Origin of the sequence: Martinezella lusitana (assembly GCF_016901135.1) — a bacterium.
Classification (GTDB): domain Bacteria; phylum Pseudomonadota; class Alphaproteobacteria; order Rhizobiales; family Rhizobiaceae; genus Rhizobium; species Rhizobium lusitanum_D.
On the sequence record NZ_JAFEVL010000003.1, the window covers coordinates 104651 to 128819 of the forward strand.

24 protein-coding genes and 1 pseudogene are annotated in these 24169 nt (G+C 57.9%); 9 read left to right on the plus strand and 16 right to left on the minus strand.

Annotated features, from left to right (window positions below):
- Positions 1-58: 58 nt before the first annotated feature.
- The 13 genes and pseudogenes from JTP94_RS01265 to JTP94_RS01325 form a co-directional block, all read right to left on the minus strand.
- The gene (locus JTP94_RS01265; RefSeq protein ID WP_204848753.1) at positions 59-1375 is read right to left on the minus strand and encodes a M20 family metallopeptidase; all 1317 of its coding nucleotides are present in this window, start codon (positions 1373-1375) and stop codon (positions 59-61) included.
- A gap of 2 nt (positions 1376-1377) precedes the next feature.
- Positions 1378-2334, minus strand: coding sequence for an ABC transporter permease (locus JTP94_RS01270; protein WP_204848754.1), 957 nt, complete (start codon positions 2332-2334; stop codon positions 1378-1380).
- The gene (locus JTP94_RS01275) at positions 2331-3308 is read right to left on the minus strand and encodes an ABC transporter permease (RefSeq protein ID WP_204848755.1); all 978 of its coding nucleotides are present in this window, start codon (positions 3306-3308) and stop codon (positions 2331-2333) included. The genes JTP94_RS01270 and JTP94_RS01275 overlap by 4 nt, the downstream gene beginning before the upstream one ends.
- A gap of 17 nt (positions 3309-3325) precedes the next feature.
- Complete coding sequence (locus tag JTP94_RS01280) at positions 3326-4312, minus strand: autoinducer 2 ABC transporter substrate-binding protein (protein ID WP_204848756.1); 987 nt, start codon at positions 4310-4312, stop codon at positions 3326-3328.
- Positions 4313-4344: 32 nt separating this feature from the next.
- Complete coding sequence (locus JTP94_RS01285; protein ID WP_204848757.1) at positions 4345-5115, minus strand: ATP-binding cassette domain-containing protein; 771 nt, start codon at positions 5113-5115, stop codon at positions 4345-4347.
- A 25-nt stretch (positions 5116-5140) separates the two neighbouring features.
- Complete coding sequence (locus tag JTP94_RS01290; protein WP_204848758.1) at positions 5141-5908, minus strand: glutamine amidotransferase; 768 nt, start codon at positions 5906-5908, stop codon at positions 5141-5143.
- Between the two features lie 43 nt (positions 5909-5951).
- Complete coding sequence (locus JTP94_RS01295; RefSeq protein WP_204848759.1) at positions 5952-7133, minus strand: carbohydrate kinase family protein; 1182 nt, start codon at positions 7131-7133, stop codon at positions 5952-5954.
- 358 nt (positions 7134-7491) lie between these two features.
- The gene (locus JTP94_RS01300) at positions 7492-8511 is read right to left on the minus strand and encodes a LacI family DNA-binding transcriptional regulator (protein WP_204849012.1); all 1020 of its coding nucleotides are present in this window, start codon (positions 8509-8511) and stop codon (positions 7492-7494) included.
- 122 nt (positions 8512-8633) lie between these two features.
- A complete protein-coding gene (locus JTP94_RS01305) occupies positions 8634-9644 on the minus strand; it encodes a zinc-dependent alcohol dehydrogenase family protein (RefSeq protein ID WP_204848760.1) in 1011 nt (336 codons plus the stop codon).
- 31 nt (positions 9645-9675) lie between these two features.
- Positions 9676-10446 (minus strand): L-iditol 2-dehydrogenase, encoded by a 771-nt coding sequence (locus JTP94_RS01310; RefSeq protein WP_204848761.1) that lies wholly within the window; start codon positions 10444-10446, stop codon positions 9676-9678.
- A 169-nt stretch (positions 10447-10615) separates the two neighbouring features.
- Positions 10616-11932, minus strand: coding sequence for a sugar ABC transporter substrate-binding protein (locus JTP94_RS01315; protein ID WP_204848762.1), 1317 nt, complete (start codon positions 11930-11932; stop codon positions 10616-10618).
- Positions 11933-12206: 274 nt separating this feature from the next.
- Positions 12207-12497, minus strand: a pseudogene (locus JTP94_RS35980) (DUF736 family protein); the annotation flags it as partial.
- A gap of 43 nt (positions 12498-12540) precedes the next feature.
- On the minus strand, positions 12541-13128 hold the full coding sequence (locus JTP94_RS01325) for a TetR/AcrR family transcriptional regulator (protein ID WP_204848763.1): 588 nt from the start codon (positions 13126-13128) through the stop codon (positions 12541-12543).
- Positions 13129-13267: 139 nt separating this feature from the next.
- Here JTP94_RS01325 and JTP94_RS01330 point away from each other — a divergent pair, with 139 nt between their 5' ends.
- Positions 13268-14251 carry an SDR family NAD(P)-dependent oxidoreductase gene (locus tag JTP94_RS01330; protein WP_204848764.1) on the plus strand — a complete coding sequence of 328 codons (984 nt, stop codon included), beginning with the start codon at positions 13268-13270 and terminating at the stop codon, positions 14249-14251.
- On the opposite strand, the gene JTP94_RS01335 is transcribed toward JTP94_RS01330, so the two are convergent.
- Together JTP94_RS01335 and JTP94_RS01340 are read right to left on the minus strand one after the other, a co-directional pair.
- A complete protein-coding gene (locus JTP94_RS01335) occupies positions 14248-14406 on the minus strand; it encodes a hypothetical protein (protein WP_204848765.1) in 159 nt (52 codons plus the stop codon). The two genes, JTP94_RS01330 and JTP94_RS01335, sit on opposite strands and share 4 nt — an antisense overlap.
- Positions 14407-14457: 51 nt before the next feature.
- Positions 14458-14850: a GFA family protein gene (locus JTP94_RS01340; protein WP_204848766.1), complete on the minus strand. Its 393-nt coding sequence runs from the start codon at positions 14848-14850 to the stop codon at positions 14458-14460.
- 357 nt (positions 14851-15207) lie between these two features.
- Between JTP94_RS01340 and JTP94_RS01345 the strand changes: the two genes are divergently transcribed.
- The 3 genes from JTP94_RS01345 (at position 15208) to JTP94_RS01355 (ending at position 16928) form a co-directional block, all read left to right on the plus strand.
- Positions 15208-15438 carry a BrnA antitoxin family protein gene (locus tag JTP94_RS01345; RefSeq protein WP_168597999.1) on the plus strand — a complete coding sequence of 77 codons (231 nt, stop codon included), beginning with the start codon at positions 15208-15210 and terminating at the stop codon, positions 15436-15438.
- Between the two features lie 178 nt (positions 15439-15616).
- The gene (mug, locus tag JTP94_RS01350) at positions 15617-16204 is read left to right on the plus strand and encodes a G/U mismatch-specific DNA glycosylase (RefSeq protein ID WP_204848767.1); all 588 of its coding nucleotides are present in this window, start codon (positions 15617-15619) and stop codon (positions 16202-16204) included.
- Positions 16205-16640: 436 nt separating this feature from the next.
- Positions 16641-16928, plus strand: a complete 288-nt coding sequence (locus tag JTP94_RS01355) for a hypothetical protein (protein WP_204848768.1) — start codon at positions 16641-16643, stop codon at positions 16926-16928.
- 355 nt (positions 16929-17283) lie between these two features.
- Here the strand turns inward: JTP94_RS01355 and JTP94_RS01360 are convergent, their stop codons facing one another.
- Entirely contained in the window at positions 17284-17541 is a 258-nt protein-coding gene (locus JTP94_RS01360; protein ID WP_246754604.1) for a hypothetical protein, read from the minus strand.
- 467 nt (positions 17542-18008) lie between these two features.
- Here JTP94_RS01360 and lpxD point away from each other — a divergent pair, with 467 nt between their 5' ends.
- The 5 genes from lpxD to JTP94_RS01385 all read left to right on the plus strand — a co-directional run bounded on the left by lpxD (position 18009) and on the right by JTP94_RS01385 (position 24066).
- Positions 18009-19070, plus strand: a complete 1062-nt coding sequence (gene lpxD, locus JTP94_RS01365; protein ID WP_246754605.1) for a UDP-3-O-(3-hydroxymyristoyl)glucosamine N-acyltransferase — start codon at positions 18009-18011, stop codon at positions 19068-19070.
- Positions 19071-20167: 1097 nt separating this feature from the next.
- Complete coding sequence (locus JTP94_RS01370; RefSeq protein WP_204848769.1) at positions 20168-20989, plus strand: galactosyl transferase; 822 nt, start codon at positions 20168-20170, stop codon at positions 20987-20989.
- A gap of 314 nt (positions 20990-21303) precedes the next feature.
- Positions 21304-21693 (plus strand): hypothetical protein, encoded by a 390-nt coding sequence (locus JTP94_RS01375; protein ID WP_204848770.1) that lies wholly within the window; start codon positions 21304-21306, stop codon positions 21691-21693.
- A gap of 182 nt (positions 21694-21875) precedes the next feature.
- Positions 21876-22337, plus strand: a complete 462-nt coding sequence (locus tag JTP94_RS01380) for a hypothetical protein (RefSeq protein ID WP_271024218.1) — start codon at positions 21876-21878, stop codon at positions 22335-22337.
- A gap of 667 nt (positions 22338-23004) precedes the next feature.
- On the plus strand, positions 23005-24066 hold the full coding sequence (locus tag JTP94_RS01385; protein WP_204848771.1) for a porin: 1062 nt from the start codon (positions 23005-23007) through the stop codon (positions 24064-24066).
- Positions 24067-24169 lie beyond the last annotated feature (103 nt).

A 24169-nucleotide genomic window follows, 5' to 3' on the forward strand; every position in this document is an offset into this window, starting at 1 on the left:
CGTCCTTTAATAAACCCTAGGGTTGCGGACCTTTGAACTACAGCGCACGACAACTCGTTCAGGCACACCATTTTTGTACAGCGAGCGCGATCGCCTTGGTGCAATCGATGAGATCGCGGACTGATACGCGCTCGTTTGGCTGATGGGCCTGTGCAGGATCGCCCGGTCCGAAGTTGATCGTCGGCGTGTTGCCGAGCGAGGTCGGAAGCCCGATGTCGCTATGGGCTCCGAATCCGGAAAGCACAGGCGATAGCGCTGCCGTTTCGACTGCTTCCTGAAACAGCCGCACGAACGGATTGTCGGCCGGGACCTCCGCGCAATCCGCATCGAGTATCCATTCCACCCGCGCCGGATGCTTGCGAAGATATGGGTCCGCCTGGCAGATGTTGCGCACGTGCTCTTCGATCTCGCGCTTTACATGGCCTCCGAGACCGAACTCGTCCTTCTCACTGGGCAGATATTGCGCATCGATAATGATCTCGGCCTTGCCGGCCATGGATGACGGATGCTCTCCTGCCTTGAGCTGCGTGACGATGATCTGGTTCGGCAGGTCCATCAGCGGATGGTTCTTCTTGGGATCGAACATCCAGCGGCGGTTGAGAATATCAATGCCATCGAGCACCTGGCGGCAGAGCTGCACGGCATCGACGGGGCCGCTCGTGTACCAGGAATTCGGCGTGAGTTCCGCGTGGCCACCGATACCGTCGATGATGATCTTGCCCCAGAGGATGCCGTGGCAGAGCGGGGCGATACGGTTGGCGGTCGGCTCGGTCATGATCCCCGCGTCCGCATGGAAGCCGCGGTCCACCATGGCGAGCGACCCCATTCCACCGATCTCCTCGTCAACCACGGTCGTGAAGACGATGTCGCCCTTCAGCGGGATATTCATCTCCTTCAGGATCTCGACGGCCATCAGCATGCAGGCGACCCCGCCCTTCATGTCAACGGTGCCACGTCCATGCAGGAAACCATCCTTGAGCACCGGGCCGAAGGGATCGGTCGTCCAGTGTTCTGGCGCCCCGGGCGGCACGACATCGATATGGCCCGTCAGCATAAGGGAGCGGCCGCCGCCGGCCCCCTTCAGAACACCCCCGAGGTTTGGTCTTCCCTCGAAGGTCCTGCCCTTGTTCGCACCCGGCCGCCCCTCGTATTTGGCATAGAGTGCCGGCCCATCGGGATCCCAAAGGTCTGTGGTGAAGCCAAGGCGCTCGAGGCGCTTCTGCAGATAGAGCTGGCAATCACGTTCGCCGGGGCCGGCCTCCTTCGGGTTCGATTTGACGATCGATGCGAAGGCAACGAGATCGCTCAGCGTCTGGACGATACGGTCTTCGGCGGCCTCGACCCGTTCGGCAATCAGTTTTTCAATGGATGACATTCTTATCTCCAGTGTTTCGAAATGCGGTCTATCAGCAGGACGGCGATCAGCAGTGCGCCGACGATACCGACCTGCCAAACCGTGTTGACATTCAGTTGCAGCAGGCCCGTTTTGAGCGTGATCAGCAGAATGACGGCGGCGAGAATGCCGCCAACTCCGCCGACGCCACCTGTAATGGCGACGCCGCCCAACATCACGGCCGTCAAGGATTCAAGTTCGAGGTTCTGCCCGATATTCGGTCGCGCGCTGCCGAGCCAGGCGATCGAGATGAGCCCGGCCAGCCCTGCCAAAGCGCCGCTCAGTGCATACATCGTCAACCGAGCGCGATCGACCGGGATGCCGACAAGCCGCGCCGAGCGTTCGTTGTAGCCCATGGCAAAGATCCAGCATCCCCATGCCGTTCGCATCAGCACCACGGAACCGATCATGAAGACCGGAACGACAATGGTGACGAAGGGGATCGGCAGACCGAAGACAACGCCTCGTCCCCATGCCAGGAGCCAGGCGGGAACACCTGATTGCGCTGCACCCCCCGTCAATGCAACGGCAAGGCCTGAATAAATGAAGAGCGTCCCGAGTGTCGCGATCAGGGGAAGTATGGAGAGGCGCGTCACCAGGAGACCATTGAAGGCGCCGAGCGCCGCGCCGATGGCGGTGCAAAGAAGCGGGATGGCGAGCACCGGCACGCCGCTCTTAATCGCAAGCATAGTCATGACGGCGGATAGGGATGCGATCCCGCCGACCGACAGATCGATGCCCGCGCCGCCGGCCAGCACGATCAGACCCTGCCCAAGCGCCACAAGCGCCAGAATTGTCGAGAACTGGAGAATGGTGGTGACGGTTGCTTCCCCGAACATCGAGGGTTTGAAAAGCGCAAACAAGACGACGACCACGATCCAGAGGGCACCCAGCAGAAAGAGGATGCGGGACGAACCGTTCATTGCTGGATTGCTGGTCATCCGCGCATCCACTTCGTCTTCAGTGCGGCGAGCTGCATCGTCGGCATTTCAAGTGCCAAGACCCCGATGAGAAGAGCGCCCGTCACCACCGGTTGCCAGAGGGAGGGCACGCCGACAAGCAATAGGCCGTTCTGCAGGATCCGCAGGAGAATGACGCCGATTGCCGTGCCGATGAGGCTGCAGCGGCCGCCCATGATGCTGGTCCCGCCAAGCACGACGGCGGCGATCGCATCCAGCGCCAATGTGGACCCGATCGCCATTTCCACATTGCGGTAGTTCGCGACATAGAAACTTGCCGCGAGTCCGGTGAGCGCGCCGCTGATGATGAAGGTCGCAAGGCGCACCTTCGTAACAGGCACGCCGGAGAGGCGTGCCTTCTCCTCGGAATTGCCGATCGACAGAAGGTGTGGGCCGAAGGGCGTGCGCCGCAGCGCGATCCAAAGCGCGAGATAGACGGCAACAATGGCGATGGCGGCAACAGGAACGCCCACGACCGTTGCTGCCAACAGCCCTGTCAGGTTGGTCGGCAGGCCCGACAGCCACTGGCCGCCGAGCAGTGCAAAGACGGCTGTTCGATAGACGCCGAACAGGCCGAGCGTTCCGACAATGGCCGGGATCCGTCCGATGACGACGACGCTGCCGGTTACCAGGCCGAGGGCTGCACCGATGGCCGGTCCCAGCAATGCCGCGGGCAAGGCACCCCAGCCCGCGAGCAGAGCGTTTGCGACCCCGATCGCGGCAAGGCCCATGACGATGCCGATGGAGACATCGATGCCGCCCATGGCGAGCAACAGGGTCATGCCGAGACCGACGAGCATCAATTCGATGCTGTTGCGGACGATGGTGTCGATATTGCCCATTGTCGCAAAGAAGGGCGATGCGACGGTGAAGACGAGCGCGGCGAGAATGGTGGCGCAGAGTAGCCCCCATTCACGTCCGCCCATGGCTAGGAAGCGTGGACTCAACAGTCGCATCGCATGATCATCCACGTTCAGAAATTGAACTTGTCGACATTGTCGGCAGTGAAAACGGCCGGCGGCCCGAGCAGCAGGATGCCCTTGGCCGCATCGTAGGTAACGGGAGCAGCAAGGCCTGGAACCGTATTCTCCGCCGCAAAGGGCTTGCCGTCGATCAGCTGCTTGCCGGCCCAAACCGTCAGATAGCCAAGTTGCGACGGATCCCACAGAACAGTGAAGCCGAAGGCACCGCTCTTCAGATAGGCACGAGCCGTATTCGGGCTGCAATAGCCGGTTCCGATAACAGATCCGATCTTGCCCGCCGTCTCAATGGCCTGCGCCACGCCGGGGCAGGTCGAAGAGGCAACCGCGATGATCGCCTTGAGATCGGGATTGGCGGTCATCAGATCGCCGGCAATCTGGCCGGCGCGCTGCGCCGTGCCGCCGGCATATTGCGGCTCGAGCAGCGTGAGCTTGGGGTATTTGGCGGCGGCTCGCTGCTTCATGAAGCCGATCCAGGCATTGAGGTTCGAAGCCGTCGCTTCACCGGAGACAATGCCGATCTTCGCATCGGCACCGACCCGCTTGACGAGTTCATCGATGATCGTGCCGCCGAGACCTTCGTCGGTCGCCTGCGCAACATAGACGGCACGGCCGCTATCGGGGGCATCGCTGTCGCTGGTAAACAGCTTGACGCCCTTTGCCTTGGCGGCTTCGACCACCGGCGCGATGGAGGAGGCGTCGAGCACACTGACTGAAACGGCGTTGACGCCTTGGTCGATCAGATTCTGCACGATCTGGAGCTGGTCGACGGGGTTGGTATCAACGGGGCCGGAGTAGATGAAATCCACGCCGAGTTCGCCGGCAGCACGCTTGCCGCCTTCTTCCATGGCGTTGAAATAGGGAATGCCGATCAGCTGGGGCACAAACGCGACTTTCGGCTTGTCCTGGGCGATAGCCGCCGATGCGAGAGCCAAGGTTACTGATGACGCTATGAATGCCTTCTTGAATTGATTGAACATGTTATGATCCTCTGGAGATTGAACGCGCTTTTTTATTTATTGTTTTCAAGCGCCCGCACGTCGGGATGAGCGCCTGTTATAAGGGAGACGATTTCTTCGGGTGTCGTTTCGAGCCGCCGTCTTTCGGCGACCTTGCGGCCTCGGCGGAAGACGACCATGCGGTCGGCGACCTCGAAGACATCAGCGATATTGTGGCTGATCAGCACGACAGCACAGCCGCGCTCGGCAAGCCGCCGCGTCAGCGACAGCACCTTGCGCGTCTCGGCGACGGCAAGTGCCGCGGTCGGCTCGTCCATGATCACGAGCTTGGCGTTGAGATTGAGGGCACGGCAGATGGCGACCGCCTGGCGTTGACCACCGGACAGGCTGCCGACGGGCGCCTCCGGGTCGGAAATATGGGCTTCGAGCTCATGCAGCAGAGCATCGACGCGTTCGCGCATTTCCGTGCGACGCAGAAAAGGGATGCCGAGTACGGATCGCTTCAACTCGCGGCCGAGGAAAACGTTTTCGGCGATCGACAGGTTTTCGGAGAGAGCAAGCTCCTGAAAGATCGTGGCGATACCCGAGCTTGCAGCGTCCTTGGGGGACGAGAACGCCACCGGCTCACCCTCAATAAGAAGGTCACCGTCGCTCTGGGCGTGTGCGCCCGCCAGGATCTTGACGAAGGTCGACTTGCCGGCGCCGTTATCGCCGAGGAGCGCGAGGACCTCGCCGCTATTGATGTCGAGGTTGACATCGGTCAGCGCCGCAAGCGCCCCGAAGCGCTTGCTGATCCCGTTTGCCCGCAGGAATGGATATGTCATCGTCGACCCCCGTGCTTCCTGAACCTCATGCAACATGGCTGACCCACCGCAGGATGTTCTTCCAGAGAGTGGCGTAGCCCGGCCACGCAACGAATTCATTCGGCACCCAGTGCGGCCCGATATCCGACGTCCATGCCACCGTTCGGCCTTTGCCAAATTCGCCAGTGACGAGCAGCGGATGGCCGCCTTCGTCTTCTGGCAGCGTGGCGAGAACTTCGACGCCAGCCTGTTCCTTCACCACGACCTCGTTGGCGCCGAGAAGCAGGGGCCACTCGCCGTCTACACCGGCCAGAATTGGATGCTCCTTTTTGACATCAGCTCGAAATCCCTCCGGAATTTCAAGGCGATCATCATAGGGCAGGCACGTCACGGGCAGCGCTTCTTCGACGGGAGTCCGACGCCAGCGCGCCTTTCCGTCGATCCCCTGGAAGCTGAAATATCCCCCGGCCATCACCAGGCCGCCGCCGGCTGCGGTCCAGTCACGGATGATCTTCAGACGGTTGGGCACAGGCTTTCCATGCAGCCAGACAGCCGGCGGCAAGAGCAGTGAGTTCGCGCCGATATCCGACAGGATAATGACCTGATAGGCGGACAGTTCCTCCAGCGAAAATGGGAACTTCTCCACGGTGTCATGCGCGGTCATGTAGGTGATGTCGAATTCGCTGCCCTGGAGGGCGGCGACCAGCGGCTCCGCGCCGAGGTGGAAGGTGACGCTGCCAAACTGATCGAAGCCCTTGTAATGGGTGGCCGAGCTCACCCAACTCTCTCCGACCAGCAGAACCTTTATCGTCATAATCATCTCCTTGCACGATTTCTCTTGGGCATGGCGGCCGAACTCAGACCGCGGCTTTTACTTCGACCGAGGGCAGCAGTGTCTCGATCTCATAGGCATTTGCAGACCGCCCTTGGGCGCCTTCGGCAGTGGTCGTCAGGCTGGCGCCGATCGCGGCGTACCGAGCAGCATCAACAAGCGATTTGTCGTGCAGCCAGAGACTGAGGAATATTCCAGCGAAGGCGTCGCCGGCCCCTGTGGCGTCGACCCGTGTCACCGGCAGGGCTGGAACTTCAATGGGCGCACCACCGCTCTTCTTGAAGACCACGGCTCCGAATTCGCCCAGTGTCAGGACGACGTCACCGCGTGCTTTGATGCGCTTCAGGATACGATCCGCTTCGTCGATCATCGTCGCGAGCGGGGTGCGTATGTCGAAGATCTCCCGAAAGGCCTCATCGTTGATGAAGGTCAGATCGACCTGCCTGATAAGGGCCGAGAAGGCTGTCGGCGTGCGGGAGCCGGCGGGAAGACCGGCAGTATGGAGGCTGACCTTCCAACCGGCTGCGTGAAAACGAGCGATCGAGGGAACCATCCGCTCATAGTGAAAACCTTCGATGTGAAGGCAGGAGCGGACGTTGGCGGGACCTATGTCCATGTTTTCGGTTAGATCGATCTCGCTCAGTTCGAATGTTTCGTGAATGATCGTCCTGCTGCCGTTGGCCTCGATGATCACCATCGCCCGCGGCAGGCGATTCTTGATCGGCCGGCGAATGGGAAGGACATTGACGTTGCGTGCCAGCAATTCGGCGAGGGCCCACTCGCTGTCCCCGTCGTCCCCGATCGACGTGGCAAGGTCGATTTGAAGCTCGTAAGGGGCACCGACACTGGCGGCAGCGACGGCCAGATTGGCGGCGGGTCCACCGAGAGCCTTGTCGATATGCTCTGCCGCTATACGATCGTCGCGATGAGGAAGAACGGGGACGCGGCAAAGATAGTCGAGACATATGTGACCGACGACGAGAAGGCGCGGGTTGCCTTCCCGAGCATGCACCGTCTTCGCAGACAGCATCGGCAGCGACCGGGCAAACACGCTTGGGCGATAAGCGAGCTTCTGTATCGCTCCCTGGATCCGCTCGGCCGTCTCGGCTTTAACGGGAACCGTTTCATTGAGAAAATGGGATACCGTTCCGACGGAGACACCGGCGGCGCGTGCAACATCAGCAATTGTCGGGCGTCCCTTTTTCATGGCTTCCAATCCATTGAAACGCTTCAAATGCTATGGAGCCATCCAGGCAAGGTCAAAGAAATTGAAATCTAATTTTCTGCGGTATTTTGTGTCTCGACACGGAAATCGCCAGTATTCAGCAGAAAATATGACCACGCCGGCTTGAAATTGAATTTCCTTCAATTGCGACATATGCCCGATCGTGTAACCGATCGAGGATAGGCGGCCTTCAAACGCGTGTGTGAGTTCAGGGCGAAGAGCGACCTGGCTGTGGGTTCGGACGCATCGGATCGTTTCCCGTTGATCAGCCGCACGGCCATAACTTGTCGGACCGAAGCAACCGCAGTCCGGCAGCACCGGAGCTATCTGTCCGGACCTCTCAAGCTGAATCGCGGAGCATCAGGTCGCCGCTCAGCAGCACACGCTCATCGACCACAGCCGACGCTGCGGTGCTTGCCATTTCACCGAGTTTGGACAGCAGCATCTCGATCGCGCGCTTTCCGATCTGATCATAGTTCTGCGCAACCGTCGTAATAGGAGGGCATGCGTATCTTGAAAGCGGATGGTCGTCATGACCCGCGATGCGAAGCTGATAGTCCGCACCATGGCCGACGCGCAGGCCGTGACGGTAGGCTGCGGAAATGGCTCCGAACGCCACTCGGTCGTTCGCGCATAGAACCGTTCGGGTCGGAAAGCCCGATCTTGAATTCAAGATCTTGGTCGTCTCGTCGCAACCGAACTTTTCAAAGTCCCAGGTCTTAACGCTCATGACCGGTACGATATGCGGCGTCATGCCCAGGCGCTTCATTGCGTCGACATAGGCCTTCTCTCGCGTCAATGCATTGGTATTGACATGAGGCATTCCCAAATAGCAGGGCGGCTCCCCTGATCTGCAGAGGTAATCGACGATCAGACCGAAGCTCTGTCGATTGTCGGTGCCGACGAAAGCAGATGTTTCGTCCAGCGGCGAGTCGACGTAGATCAAGGGAACATCTCGACCGAAATCTTCCAATGTGCGCCGATGGGATTCGATTCCGAGCGGCGCGATGATCGCGCCGGCAACGTTCATCGACTTCAACGTCCTGATCGCCCGATCTTCCATCTCTGCTCGGCCATCAGACGAGAGCACGAGGGCGAAAAAGCCGGCTTCGCTGGCAAGCGACTCGATGCGCCGCGTCAGCGCCATGTAGAACGGGTCGGTCGAGTTCGGAATGATGATGCCGAGGATATTGGTGCGCCGACGGTTGAGGTTAACAGCGAAGATGTTAGGACGGAACCCGGACTTCTTGAGTGCGACCTCAATCGTGTCCCTCGTCTTTTTCCGGACCGAATTCGGATCGTTGAAATACTTGGAAACAGTGGGACGAGAGAGGCCGACGAATTCGGAAAAGTCCTCCATCGTTTTGATCGTCTTTCCCACCATTTGATCTCCTGACGCGCCGCTTCTCGCTGTGTAGATGACTCATAGCCCTTCGAAAAGGCGAAACGAGAGGCACGCTCGACTTGCTCCGGAAATGGAATCTACTCGGCCACGAATTGAACCTTCATCGTTGCCGGATCACCCCCACGTTTGGTGAAGTAGGGCACGATCTCTGGCAACGGCAATTTATGCGAGACCAGTCGTGCCATGGCGCCATTGTCACGCTGCAATATCGCCAGCGCATCGGGGATATTCCTGTTGAGGGAATGCGACCCGCAAACCTTGAGCTGACGGCGGAAGATTTCGAACGGCGGAATTGAAATCCGCGCATCCGGCGCGCAGACGCCAAATACCATGATGGTGCCGCCATCCGCGGTGAAGTCGATCATCGCTTCGACGACACCTGCGATTCCCGTCGCGTCAGCCACAAGATCAAAGGCACGTCTTTGAGCCAGCAACTCTTTGGAGCCGGAGGGGACCGCCTCAAGCCCGAGCTCCTTGGCGAAAGCAAGACGGCTCTCGTTGATATCGGCGACCGTAACGGATCCGACGCCTTCCGCTTTCAGCGACAAGGCAAGGAGAAGGCCGATTGGGCCGGCGCCGAACACGAGCGCATTTTCGGTCTTCGCCGGACCTGCATTCAGCCCAGCAGCGCCCAAGCCGTTGAGCACGCAGGCTAGAGGTTCGGCCAACGCCGCTACATCGAAGGGCAGCGCGCCGATGTCATGCAGGTGGTCGACCCGTACCACGCTGTATTCCGCAAATCCGCCATTGTGGGTGACGCCATAGGCTTTCAGCTCACGGCAGAGATTTGTGAGCCCCTTGCGGCAGGCAGGGCATGTACCGCAGGACAGGTTCGGATCGACGGCCACCCGCGCGCCGACGCGGATGCCGCTGACATCAGGGGCGACGGCTTCGACGACACCGGCATATTCATGGCCGGGCACCAACGGAAACCGGCCCTCGCCGTAGCGTCCGTAGAGAACATCGATATCGGTATGGCAGAGGCCGGCGGCCTGCACGCGCACCAGGGCATGCCCCGCCAGCAGTTCGGGCAGCGGCATGGCGACAGATGCTGCGACACCTTTTTCTGTGAAGGAAATGGCTTTCATTTTCATGCTCCTTCGTAACGAGCCGAACAGCTCAGCTCATCCAGTTGCCGCCATCGACGTTGTATGTCTGTGCGAGGATGTAGTCGCTGTCTGCGGATGCGAGGAAGACCGCAAGTCCCTTGATATCCTCAGGCGTCGCGAAGCGGCCGATCGGTACGGATTTGGCGACGGCGGCCTTCTTCTCACCACGCTTCAGGCCTTCCCACTTGGCGAAGTGGGCGTCGACGATATCCCAGTGCTCGCCGTCCACCACGCCAGGCGCTATGGCGTTGACATTGATGCCATATTTTACGAGCCCCAATGCGGCTGACTGCGTCGCCGAAATGATCGCGGCTTTCGAGGCGCAGTAGAGCAGAACGAGCGCCTCGCCGCGGCGGCCGGCCTGGCTGGCCATGTTGATGATCTTGCCGCCTCTGCCGCGCGCGATCATCACATTGGAGACAGCCTTCATCATGAAGAGGGGACCCTTCAGATTGATCGCGAAGACTTTGTCATAGCTTGCCTCGGTGATGTCGTTGATCGGCGCCATGTCGAAGATTGCGGCATTGTTGACCAAAATGTCGATGCCGCCAAACTCCGCGTCAACCGCCTTGACGACGGTGTCGATGGCGTCAAGATCGGTAACGTCCAGCTTGACGGCCTTGACCGCCGGGCCGATCGCTTCGGCAGCCTTCGTGGCGCGGTCGATATCGATATCCGCGATGACGACCTTGGCGCCTTCCTTGACAAAAGCCTCGGCAAAACCGAGCCCGATCCCACGCGCGCCGCCAGTGATGAGGGCGACTTTATCTTTCAATCTCATATCGTTCTCCAATTCGCGGTCAGCGATCAACAGCATTTAGTGCGTAAGTTCTTGGCGAGGAGCATGCTGAAATGAATGTGAACGCCGCCGCCAAGAAGATTTCGGCAGCCGAAGCTGCCGAAATCCCTCCGGGAGGAACTCGCGCGCAGATGCCGCGAGTGCGAAAGGCCTACTTCTTCGGATAGCCTGCCTTCTTCATGTCACGCTCGACCTGCTTCTGGGCCGCATTGAGCGCTGCATCAACGCTTTGCTGACCGGCCAAAGCCGAGGCAATCTGCTGACCGACGATGGTGCCGATGCCCTGGAACTCAGGAATGGCAACAAACTGGACGCCGGTGTATGGCACCGGATCCTTGGTCGGCTTTGCAGGGTCGGCCGAAAGGATGGCCTTCAAGACCGTATCCGCAAAAGGGGCTGCCTTCTGGTATTCGGCAAGATCATAGGTCGACTTGCGCGTGCCCGGGGGCACCGCAACCCAACCGTCCTTTTCACCGACCAACTTGACGTATTGCTTCGACGTTGCCCACTTGATGAACGACTTCGCTGCTTCTGCCTTTGTCGACGAGGCGGGAATTGCGAGATTCCAGGACCACGACCAGCTTGAACCGTTCGGCGTAACGGCAACCGGCGCGCGGGTAAACGCGATCTTGTCGGCCACCTGGCTTTGCTTGGGATCGTACACACGGCCAGCGGCCGATGTAGCATCGATCCACATTGCGCAATGTCCGGTCGAAAACAGCGCCTGGTTCTCGTTGAAGCCGTTTGCCGTAGCACCCGGCGGGCCGTACTTCTTCATGAGATCGACATAGTCGGTGATCGCCTTCTTCCAAGGCGCCGAATTGATCTGCGGCTTCCAATCCATGTCGAACCAGCGGCCGCCATAGGTATTGATCATCGTTCCGAGGAAGGCCATGTTTTCGCCCCAACCGGGCTTACCGCGCAGGCAGATGCCGTATTGCTCCTTCGACTTGTCCGTCAGCTTGGCAGCATATTCCTTAATCTGATCATAGGTCGGCTGGTCCGGCATCTTGATGCCGGCAGCATCGAAGAGATCCTTGCGGTAAAGCGTGAAGGAACTCTCGGTATAAAACGGCACGGCATAGAGCTTACCATTCACGGTCAGGCCGCTCTTGATCGGGGCCAGCAGGTCGCCGTAATCGTAGTCGTCGCCGAGATCATCGAGCGGTTCCAGCCATCCGAGCTTGCCCCAGATCGGTGCCTCATAGCCGCCAATCGTCAAGATGTCATACTGGCCGGCCTTGGTGGCGATGTCGGTGGTCACCTTCTGGCGCAGGACATTTTCTTCCAGCACCACCCAATTCAGCTTGTTGCCCGTTTCCTTCTCCCACTCGGGGGAAAGCTTCTGCATGATGATCATGTCACCGTTGTTGACGGTGGCAATCGTCAAATCCTCGGCGTGCGCCAGACCCGCTGCGAGCCCGAAGCCAATCGTCGATGTTGAAAGTGCATAAAGAATTTTTTTCATAATTCCGTCCTCCTCCTTAACGGATGTATACGCATAAAATTACATGCGTAAACTTTAGATCAGATATTTTTAGTCACGTTGTCAAGCTCCTTCATCTCAGGAGGACGCTGGAACTGCCGCGGCGTGACATAACAACCTGAAAAAACACCGTAATATTTTCAACGCGCTCCGATCATATCGCAATTGCGAAATTTCTTTGCTGCGATTGCTAAATTATCGCGCGTAAAGTTTACCTTTATATGATCACCATCACAAGCTGCCGATTGCCAGCGCATCATGGCGTGAGTGCAATGCTGGGGAAGACGGAGTCTCGATTGGCCGCATATGAAAGAAGCGTGAGAGGCGCCCTATCGAAAATCGTGGGAAATCCGCGACAGAACAGCGGCTGGACGCAACGGATCCGTGACAGTGGCAAACGCGACCAGATGAATTGACGGCCTTCCTGGCCCCGGACCTTGATGAGCGACGCATAGATGAGCGACGCATAGATCGAGGCTGCAAAGCTTGGATCGCCTGGCTTGACCGAGATGTATTCGCGTCCGCTCTCGCGGGCTTGTTTCTGCCAGCCGGAGCCAGCTCCTCGACAAGCTCAAGCGCCCCTCCTGGCGTCACCCATTCGGCGCCGTTTCGATACCAGCGATCAGGATGTCGATGAGGCGCTTGGCGGCGTTCTTCCATTCCGGATTATTGTTATTGGCAAGGCCGCCGATAGCGCGCAGGAGATCCAGAGGGGGAATGTCGAGCCGGATATCGCCGTTTTCCACCGCTCGTGCGGCCAGCATTTCCATCGAGCCGCTGATCAGTGGACCGGCGGCGGCATAAAGCGTTGATGTGCCATCCACCAGAGAATTCAACAGCGGATACATGCCGTGCTTGGTGGCCATGTATTCGACGAACACCACCATCCATTGCCGCAGCGCCTCCTTCGGCGGAAGACTTTCAGCCAGCTCAGTCGCGGCTTTGGCAAGCTGTTCGGTCTCGTTGCGATAGACATCACCGATCAAGGCATCGCGGGTCGGGAAGTGGCGATAGAGCGTGCCGATGCCGACGCCCGTGACGCGCGCAATCTCCTCAAGGCTGGCATCCGCACCCTTCTCGGCAAAGACGGCCTTGGCCGCCGCCATCAGGCGAAGACGGTTTCGCTCTGCATCGGCCCGCGGCTTGCGGGCGACGCGGCGCTCAGTTTTTATCGTCACGTTTGCAGATGCCCCTTGATAAACGGAGGTCTCCTCCGTATTTAATGCGGAGGCGCCCTCCTTTTAATTTATTCGAGGGCGGCGGGCAATGGCTCGCCGTCGACGGGTGTCTGCGTGTCCACGGTTGAAGGAGATTTTCATGACCGGACCTTTTGGAGCGACTTCCACCACTGACGAGGTGCTTGCCGGCATCAACCTCAGCGGTAAGCGCGTGCTCGTTACCGGCGTATCAGCCGGGCTTGGCGTCGAGACCGCACGCGCCCTCGCCGCCCACGGAGCGCAGGTCGTGGGCACTGCCCGCGATCTTGCCAAGGCGGAGGCGGCTACAGCGCCGGTTCGCGCCGACGCCAAGAACGGCGGTGGCCTCGCGCTTGTAGAGCTCGATCTCGCCTCGCTTGCCAGCGTTCGTAAAGCTGCCGATACTCTCCTAGCGGATGGGCGGCCTTTCGACGTCGTCATCGCCAATGCCGGCGTCATGGCAGCTCCCTTCGGCCACACCGCCGATGGTTTCGAAACGCAGTTCGGCACGAACCATCTCGGTCACTTTGTCTTCGTCAACCGGATCGCATCGTTGATCGCCGCCGGCGGACGGCTGGTGAATGTGGCCTCCTCAGGCCACCGCTTCGCCGACGTCGATCTCGAAGATCCCAATTTCGAACATAAGGAATATGACCCCTGGATGGCCTATGGGCGCTCCAAAACCGCCAATATCCTCTTTGCTGTCGAATTCGACCGGCGTCATCGGACGCGCGGCGTCCGGGCGGCGGCGTTGCATCCGGGAGGCATTCAGACCGAACTCACCCGTCATCTTCCGGCGGATACGTTGGAGCAGATGCTGACAAAGATCAACGCCGATCTGGCCGCTGAAGGTAGGCCGCCCTTCCAGTTAAAAACGATACCGCAGGGTGCTGCTACCTCCGTCTGGGCCGGCGTCGTCGCCGAAGCCAGCGAAGTCGGCGGCAAGTATTGCGAAAACTGCCGTGTCTCGGTGGTGACAGACGGGCTGATCAACCCGGTGAGCGAAGGCGTGCGATCCTACGCGCTCGATCCTGAGCACGCGAAAGCGCTTTGGGCAAAGAGCGAGGAAATGGTCGGCGAAGTTTTCGCGATTCAGGAAGCTTAACAAGAGCGAGCGCTTGGCAGCGACAACCCGCCACTGACAAAATGCTCGCAGGCATAGGCCGTCCGTGGCGGGCGTGTGCTCGTCGCCTCGCCGCGGACTTCGCCTTCCATGTCGAAGGCGAAGTCCTCGAGCATCTGGTTCGAGATGTCGATCAAGGCCTGTATCCTTGTCACCTCGCAACGGCGCCTTCGCACCGATCGCGCGACCTACTCCTCGAAACGACCCGTGGCGTCACGATCGCGGTCGTATCGTCTTGTGAGCGGAAACGGCGGCAACCAGCATTCACGACGGACGGTCCAGAGTTCGTAGGTCGGCTTCAGTTCGTCAGGGTTATCCAGGGATCCCAGGTTCACTTCGATTTCGTCCGCGGTGCGGGCGAAAACGGGTGAGCCGCAGCGAGGACAGAAAAAACGCCCGGCGTAGTCGCGTGTTTCGCCTTCGATCGTCACCGCATCCTGAGGAAATATCGCGGAAGCGTGAAAAAGGGCGCCGTGATGCTTGCGGCAGTCGAGACAGTGACAAAGGCCGACCCGGTATGGGCGTCCCGACGCCACAATTCGGACGTTGCCGCAAAGGCAACCGCCGGTCAATCGGTCCATGCTGCGCCTCCTCTAAAAACAAGCAGGCGGAATGTTTACGACGAACAGAACTGCCATTGCAATTACCCGCCTCGGGCGGGAGCGCGTCGTTCTTCCGTTGCAGGCGATAGTGATCATCGCTTCCAGGCGAGTTACCTCCGACCTGATCAATCATGTCGATTGAGGAATTGGACTTCACAAAGAGCTTCCCGAACACTAGAACGACATTGGTCCAAAGTTGACCAGCTGACCGATTAAAGAGTTCGCCGGCATTGTTTCCTCAACGCGTCGGCCAGGAAATATCCAACTCGCCGTATCAAAAGGTCGGTCGATGGCGACAGGCACGAATGACCGCCGCCAGAGAGCAAGGTAGGATCCATGCGCACACCAAGACGGCCAGGCAATCCGCTCGAAGCGGCTGAGGCACTCTTCAAGCCAGTCAAAAAAGCGCCGGCTCCCGCGGTCGAACGGGGGCCGCTGCCGAATATCAAAGAGCTCGTGTCCCTAAAGCTTGACAGCGAAGTTCTGGCTTATTTCCAGGCAGACGGCGCTGGCTGGCAGGACCGGATCAACGACACCCTGCGCGCCGCCATGAAGATGAAAGATTAGACCGTACGGCGTTCATCAGGCTACTGCGGCACAAGATACAGCTGTCAGCCGCTGCGACAGATCGCCGACATCAGCATTGCAAGCTGGCGGTGGTCGGTCGACGGTCTACCGGCTAACTTAACGAGGACGCCTGACGCATCGAGTCGCTCTCGCCTCCACTCCCCCAGGGAAGTTTCATATGCAAGAGAATGGCACGGCCAAGGACATAGATGGTCAGGTCGACGCCGCAACGCCGGCGAGCGGACTATCGGAAATCCTTGCGCCTCGCCTTTCCGTGGTTTTCTGCGGATTGAATCCTGCCCTTTCCGCTCAGCAAGACGGCCACAACTTCTCGAACCGAAGCAATCGCTTTTGGCGAGTATTGCATCTCGCCGGATTTACTCCCCGTCTGCTGCGGGCGGACGAAGAACGCGAAATACTGAGATATGGCCTGGGCCTGACATCGGCAGTCTCACGTCCCACGAAAAGTGCCAACGAGCTTAAGAGCCGCGATTACCTCACCGCGGCTCCCGCACTGGAGAGCAAGATAAGAAAGTTTGCGCCAGGCAATTTGGCCTTTCTGGGAAAGGCGGCATACATGGCCATCAGCCTTCGAACGCATGTCGAGTGGGGCAGGCAAGCGGACGAATTCGCCGGCGCTTCAATCTGGGTGCTTCCAAATCCAAGCGGACTCAACAGGGCCTTCGACCTGGCGAGATTGACGGAACACTATCGCGAGATGAAATCGGCGGTGGCCGGCACAGCGACCCCCATCGGTGATGGCTGACCCCAAACAAGCAGCCAATCATTGCCCGGCATTTCCCGCAGACGACACCTACGGCGCTGGAGGCCGAACACCGGCCTCAGTTCGATTTACCCGACGAAATTGCCCAGTCATGATGATGCGCTTGTCGATCTGAGGCCACGATCCCTCGTCCGGTTCAAAGCTCTCGCCTTCGAGGAAATTTGAACCGTCGGCCCACACATTCGAGTATCGTTTTGGACCGCATGCGATCTGCGAAACGCCGATCTGGAATGACGCATGTTCACGACGAATACGGTCAGTTGCGCACCGACAGCTGACATTTCTTGAGTTGGTCGCTCTGCAGCGATACTATCCACCGAGCAGATATACGAACACCGGTCGCGCATTTTGGGAAACACTCGACTTTTTTTGTGGTAAGTGCGCCCGAGAGTAATAGCGATGGAGACATTTCGCACCCATGATTGAACTAACACCGTCCCAGATCGCCGGGTTGAAACTTGCACAGCAAGGAGACCTTTATCCGCAGTCGGCGAAGAAGTGGACGCACCAGAACGCAACCGTGACATATGCAAAAACCGATCGTTGGAAAGAACGACCGCAGAAGATCAAATTCATAAGCGCCAAAACATTGGAAGAGTTGAAGGAGCCCGGCTTTCTCGAGCGTCTTCACCTTAACGACGATGCTGAAAAGGACGTGTACGCCATAACCATGGCCGGCAAGATATGGCTTCTGAAGAACAAGTAGAGCCAAGGGCGCATAGGCCGGGCATGATGCTGATCCTGATTGTCGCCGTGCCTCTTGACTGCACCCATATCTTCTCGAGATAGACCCGGCACCACCGAACGAGCGAAGTTGATCACATCGTGTCGATGACAGCTCGTTCAGGTGGTTTGGAGGCAAGGTGAAATCGAAATCGTGAACGAGTGTTCGCAGGAGCAGACGCTCACTCGAATTGTTGACATTGAGCGCAACGACGGGTTCGTTCGATCGCACGGGGAACATCAGGTTAGGTCGGAACAGGAAAAGCAACGCCGACGATCGTAGCCACCCGAATGAGTGCGAGTTTCAAAAGTCTCTTCGTCAAAGCTTTTTATCTTGATTACTCACGACCCCCGAACGGATTGAACTTGTACTCATCTTCCTCGTACCGGGTGTCGTCGGATAGAGCGGCGTAACGATCCGCCAAGGCCGTTTCAACGCCTTCCCGTGTCATTTGGTCGGCGATATCGTCAATCAGAGCAGCGCTCTTGAGCTGCTCGGCATCGGTTGACGGCCGCTGTTTCATCCAATTGCCAGCTTTACTGTCGAATGGTTGCGTGAGCGCAGCGATGAAGCTCTGTGGCGCGGGATTTTGCATGGGCAATTTCACGGATTATTTCTCACAACGTCTTGCGGAAGACAGCACAAGATCGACGTTCTGGCGAGAGAGAACATTGTCCATTTCAACCGCGGAACATCCACATAGCGCCTCAAAACCGTTATCATTCAGAACATCGGAGATCATCAGCGCAATGTCGGGACGGTCCCCTACGCAGAGAACCGGGGCCTTGACTATGGATGCAATACTAGACAGAACGTGAACTCCATCGATAGTCTTCAACCCAATTTTATACTTTTGAAGATGACGATGTCACCGGAAGAAATGTGACGCTTTGTTAAGGCGACTCCGCCCCATTCTGCTCGCGCTCCCTCGCATGCGCTGTCCATGAGCAATATTTCGTCACAGGATTAAATACTGAAAAGCCGCAGTTCAAACGTAAAGAGCTCGACGCCGGCATCGATTTTGATGCCGGTGCATATTTTAACCCTGCTGGAGAGATCATAATGATGGCTGACTCGAGATTCTTTGAAAAACGCGGGCCTTTCGATCTGGCAACGGTAGCATCGTGCGCGCGCGGCTCGGCGATTTCAAAAGATCTCGTGCTGACCGGCGTGGCCACTCTTCAGACAGCTGGTCCCTCCGACATCAGCTTCCTGGACAACCGCCGTTATCTGGCTTTCCTTGGCAAATCTCTGGCGGGCGCGATTATCGTGCATCCGGATTTGCAATCCGATCTGCCGCCTTCTGCCGCGGCTATTGTGACTATTGAGCCTTACGCTGCGTGGGCGCGTGTTTGCGCACTCTTTCATCCTGAGTCGCTTGTATCCCCAGGGGTCCATCCATCAGCCATCATCGAGGAAGGGGCTTCAATAGATCCCTCCTGCGAGGTGGGACCGAATGTCGTCATCAGCAGCGGTGTCGTGATCGGCGCCGGCTGCGTGATCGGCGCCGGATCTGTGATTGGCCGAGCCGTCGTCATCGGACGAGATTGCAAGATTGGAGCTCAAACTACTGTGAGCCATGCAATCATAGGCTCTCGTGTCGAGCTTTTTCCCGGCGTCAGAATAGGCCAGGAAGGCTTCGGCTTCGCTGCAACAGCAGAGGGGTTTCTGGGCGTAGCCCAGCTTGGTCTCGTGGTCATCGAAGATGATGTCAAGGTCGGTGCAAACACCACCATCGATCGCGGATCAGCGCGAGACACGGTCATAGGGGCAGGCACTCGCATAGATAATCTCGTTCAAATTGGTCATAACGTTGTTCTCGGCCGCCAATGCGTCGTCGTTGCGCAGGTGGGCATCGCTGGCTCCACCACGGTGGGAGATTTCGCGAGAATCGGGGGGCAAGCGGCAATTGCCGGTCACCTGAACATCGGCCGCGCCGTGCAAATCGGCGCACAGGCGGGCGTGATTTCCGACGTCGAGGAGGGAGCGGTCCTGCTTGGAAGCCCCGCTCAGCCAAAACGGGATTTCTTGCGCCAAGTTATCACGTTAAGAAATATCGAGCGCCAGACCGGGGTGGGCGTTCAGTCTGATGGTCGGACTGGCCAAGGAAACGGCGCGGTGTAACCGGGCGAATGCCTTTTCAGCCGTTGCAATAGGCCCTTCAAAGGGCGGGCACTTGCATCGGCCAGTCGCATTCCCACTTTGAAGGTCTTTCAGAGGAAAGTCTTGCCGCCGGCGATATTTAGTGCCTAACCGGTAATGTGGGCTCCCCGACCCCGAGCAAAACGCGATAGCGTCAGCGAGCTGAACCAACGCGGCTACTTTCGTAGCCCATGCGACACACAAAAAGGGACGTCTTCCCTTTTGGCCAACGCATAATCTACCTCATTCCCTCAATTCCCTCACCAGAGATTATCCTCATCATCCTGGACCTCGGGAGGCTGGGGCATGACGAAACAACCAAGAACGATGGCCGCCATGAAGGCAAGAAATAGAAGCACGCGGTCCCCTCCGGTCTCATTGGAATGCAGCAGGCCTTGAAAGGTCGAGCAACGCTTTACCGTCGCTTGGCTCGTTGCCTTTAGGTGCCGGAGACGTTGATACAGCAGCTCGATTATCGAGCTTGCTGGAGACGGAAATTCGGCCGGAACGTTACCGTCTGTTACGGATTGTAGATTCTTGCAAACGAGGGATTGTGCTGGAAATTCTCTCTCGAGCCAGAATGCCCCTACAGCCGGGCGCAATTCAGGCGGCAAGCCTCTCGAAACATTGAATTTTGTAAACAAACCTAACAAGGATTGCCGCAGGTAGTCTATGGAGCTTTGGAGCAAAGTAGAACCGGCGACGTAATTAATGTCATAATTTCCGATACTTACAGATATCAGCCCCTCACGAACCGACGACCTGCCCGTTTCATGTCGACCATGGACACATGGTTGCGGACATCTTCGTTGAGACAAAAAAATCTTTGGAAATCTTGGCGCCGGATTTCGATCACCGACCCCGGTTATCGATCAATTCGCCGTCGTTGCCCCACAATTCGGACGGGCGGAAGCCGGAAGCGTGTGCCTGAGCGCGCTTCCGGCTTCTGACACTTACCATTCACCTGGCTGGTCCTGAATAATCATTCCGATGGGATGCCCACAGATGCTCTTGGTAACGGTCTAATGCCCCTTCGGCCCTGCACGGCAGCACTCCTCATTGTCGACAAGGGCGCATCTATGACACTGGTTACCTTCATCATCCCCGTTCGTCATCAGGCCAATTCGAACGATTGGCCTTCGCTGAAGAGGAGGCTGTCGCAAACGATAGCCTCCATTTCCGGGCAATCCAACGGCGACTGGCGCGCCGTGATCATCGCCAATGAGGGCGCCGATCTGCCCGACCTGCCGCCGAAATTCTCGGTAGAACGCGTGACCTTCCCGCCAAACCAGCTATTCGACCTGCATAGCGCCGAGCGCGAGCAGGTTTATGAAGCGGTGCGCCTGGACAAGGGCCGCCGCATATTAACGGGGATGCTCTCCGCCCGGAACAGCCGATTTTTCATGATCGTCGATGATGACGATTTCGTCAGCGCCAATGTCGTCGAGTTCGCCGCAGAGAATGTGGATGCCAATGGCTGGAAAATCGACAGAGGCTATCTCTGGAGCGAAGGCGGACGTCTGCTGCTGCATCACAACGACTTCGCCAATTATTGTGGCACATCGCTGATCATCCGCTCGGATCTCTACCAGCTGCCGGCAACCTTCGAGGACGCCGATGTCGATTACATCAAGTCGATGCTCGGCAGCCATGTGCGCATCGGCAAGCTGCTGGCCGATCAAGGTCATCCGCTGGGATCGCTTCCCTTTCGTGGCGCAATCTACCGGGTCGGGCATAGCGGCGCTCACAGCAAATCCACCAATCTGCTCCGAGCCTATTTCCTCAACTCATCAGTGCTTCGCCATCCACGCCAGTTCCTGCGCAACCTTTCTCGCCTGCGCTTGCTCGGTCGTGATCTGCGAAGCGAGTTCTTCGGCACAGTGCAAACTGATAACGCATGAGCATGGAAAAGACGGTTCACGACCGCCCATTTGGCCAGCTTAGATAGACATCAGGGAGATGGCGAAGCCATTGCTACCGGATTGGATGCCTCCTATCCGGCTGTTGCAACATCCGGCGAGACTATGCCCCATTAGTTTCGTCGGACACCCCGCAGACGACCCGTCATGTTGCTCCTCTGAAACGGCCAACTCACTTCATCTCGCAATAGCAAGAAACGTCGCCGATAGGATGCGCCGCGCTCGAACTGTTCAACATAGGTTGAGCAATTCTCCTCTCTGATGTATCCAACAGTGGGTTTTGCGGGGAGGAAAATATGAAAAAATCTATCTCGATACTGGCATGCGCCATATTGGCATCCTGTCATTTACTTAGACCTACTCCTGAAGCGCCTCCCTCTGTCGTACGTCCATTGACGCCGGAGGAAACCAGCGCCGTTCAAAACGGATTTCAAAAATCGCTTTCGTTGAAGCAGGTGGCGGTTAACAGCGGGAAAGCCCGCTCATCGTCTGGCGGAGCGACATATGCCTGCGGCACAGCGAACCTCGGCAAAGACAGCCCGAATGCCCCATACATCGGCACGCTCGTGCAAAGTCAGTTTGGAGGCCAGAACATCACCATCTTCAACCTGATGGCCTACGGGCAGACGGATGAACTGGCGGCGCAAGTGCGTGATCGCTGCAAGGCCAACGGTATTGATACTTAAGAACGCCGGCCAGCCGTGATGGCCTTGCTTTGATCGGCAATGCCAATTTCCGCGCTGAGTTTCGGCCCTAACACATTCGGCCTGCCCTTTGTAAGCCATGGGCGACCTCTCGCGCTCGACTCTCGCTCTGGATTCAAAGATGATCATCCGGAACTTGGGAGGAGAATGGCACCTTGAAGCGTGTGACGCTGACCGCGGTTCTGCTGACCTCGATGACAAGTTCATCATTTGCGTCCGGCACCATTTACTATGGCTCTCGTGCCGGGATGGAAGTCACCATCGTTAGCATGTCGGGTCTGGACACTTCTCATGCCGAAATCCGGGCAAAGCATACGCGCGCAAATGCAATCGCCTTCTGTCGTGAATACGTTCAGAAAGTTACTCCGGACTGCATCAGGCAAGAGCTGTCAACGCCATTGAACGATGTGATAAAGGCCGATTGTAAGATCGGGATTTTCACAGATTTTGCCGGCGATCGATATCAATTCCTCGGTCGCAACCCTGCCCCCGACAGCGTGGCGAAATATCGGCTGGCGAACCTGCAGACCAATGACGATGCGGACGGCTCTTCTGCGTCTGGCTACCCGACAAATATGGTGATCTTCCGCGCTCTGTGCCCAAGGACCGCGCCGGCGGACTATTGAAGCCCAGCCATGACGATCCTGCGGATGACGTTACTTCCAGTATCACGAGCCCTCTTGCCAGGTTAACAGCCCACGGCAAGCCGGGCACAATCACCTGCGGGATTGTCGGCATTTCCAACAGGGCAAGTCAATCATCGACTGCCCGATGCCCATCGTGAAGATACCCACTCTAACTGACCAGATAGCCGAGTTTGGTGCCTTCGTATCTCCTGGTGCTCCGATCGATCTCGGACACCGAGCGCGCCCAGTCTTTGCCGGCAAAGACATGCCATAGGGCTCACATTCCATCACCCGAATCGGCGTAATTCCTGCTCAAAACGGCTCTATCGAGAGTTAAAATCAGTATAAATAGTAATATAGACTTATCATATGGCTACTATCATTCTAGTTTATATATACATTACGTACGTTTATTTAGTATTTCCGGTAGATATAGTTGGATAGACTCAACCGTTATTGAGTATACGTGATGTATTTTTGCACCTATGACAATTTTATGTCTAAAAATACACGGCGTGGCGAAACTATTGTGTTCCGATGCCATATCGGTCTCGCTACCGTGTGCGTGGGGGGCCGTTGGCTTCCATTAAGAGGGAACAGCCTGATCAATGAACGTAGCGGGTGGTCGCCAGCGTCGTTCCGATCAGGCATATCGATTGGAGACAAAATGAATATCAAGAGCCTTCTTCTCGGCTCCGCTGCTGCACTGGCAGCAGTATCCGGTGCTCACGCGGCTGACGCTGTCGTCGCTGCTGAACCGGAGCCGCTTGAATATGTTCGCATCTGCGACGCTTACGGCGCCGGCTACTTCTTCATCCCGGGCACCGAAACCTGCCTCAAGATCGGCGGCAAGGTTCGTACCGAAGGTCAGTGGTACGACCCCTACAACCCGAACAGCCGTTTCGGTACGCTCTGGCACACCCGCGCTGAACTGCAGCTGCAGACGGCAACGGACACCGAGTATGGTCCGCTGAAGACCAACACCGAACTGCGTTGGGACTGGTCCAATGGCGGCTCGACCTCCACCAACCTGCTGCACGCCAGCATCAGCCTCGGTGGCTTCACCGTTGGTAAGGAAGACTCGCAGTTCAACGTCTTCACCGGTTATGCCGGCGACGTCATCAACGACGACGTGGTTTATGACGGTCCGTACGAACTTAACCAGATCACCTACAACTACGACGCGGGCAACGGCTTCACGGCTGTGATCTCTGTCGAAGATACCAACTCTGGTACGGGCGCTACCGGCTCTAACGGCGAAGACAGCTCCGACCATTACGCTCCCGACGTTGTTGCCGGTGCCGGTTTCAAGTCTGGCGCATGGGGCTTCAAGGTCGTCGGCGGCTATGACTCCATCGTCGAAGAAGGCGCCATCAAGGCTCGTGTCGATGCTGACTTCGGTGTCTTCTCGGCCTTCTTGATGGGTGGCTGGAACACCGATGGCGACAAGCTCAACAAGTATGCTGGTTCGAACGGTGGTGGCGATGCTTCCGGTATCGGCTGGGGCGACTGGGCTCTTTGGGGCGGCGTTGGCGTTCCGATCAACGACAAGCTGAAGTGGAACCTCCAGGCAGCCTACACCGACTCGAAGATCTTCTCGGCAACCACGAACCTCAAGTTCAAGCCGGTCAAGAACCTGCTCATCGAGCCGGAAGTAACCTACACCAACTGGGATTCGATCAACGAAGACCAGTGGGCTGGTATCCTCCGCTTCGAGCGTAGCTTCTAATCTGATCTGACTTCGACCTCCGATCAGAGAAGGGAGAAGGTTCGGTTTCCCTCCGAGCCTTCTTTCTATTTATGAGGGTCATCAGCAGCGCCTGCTCAATGAG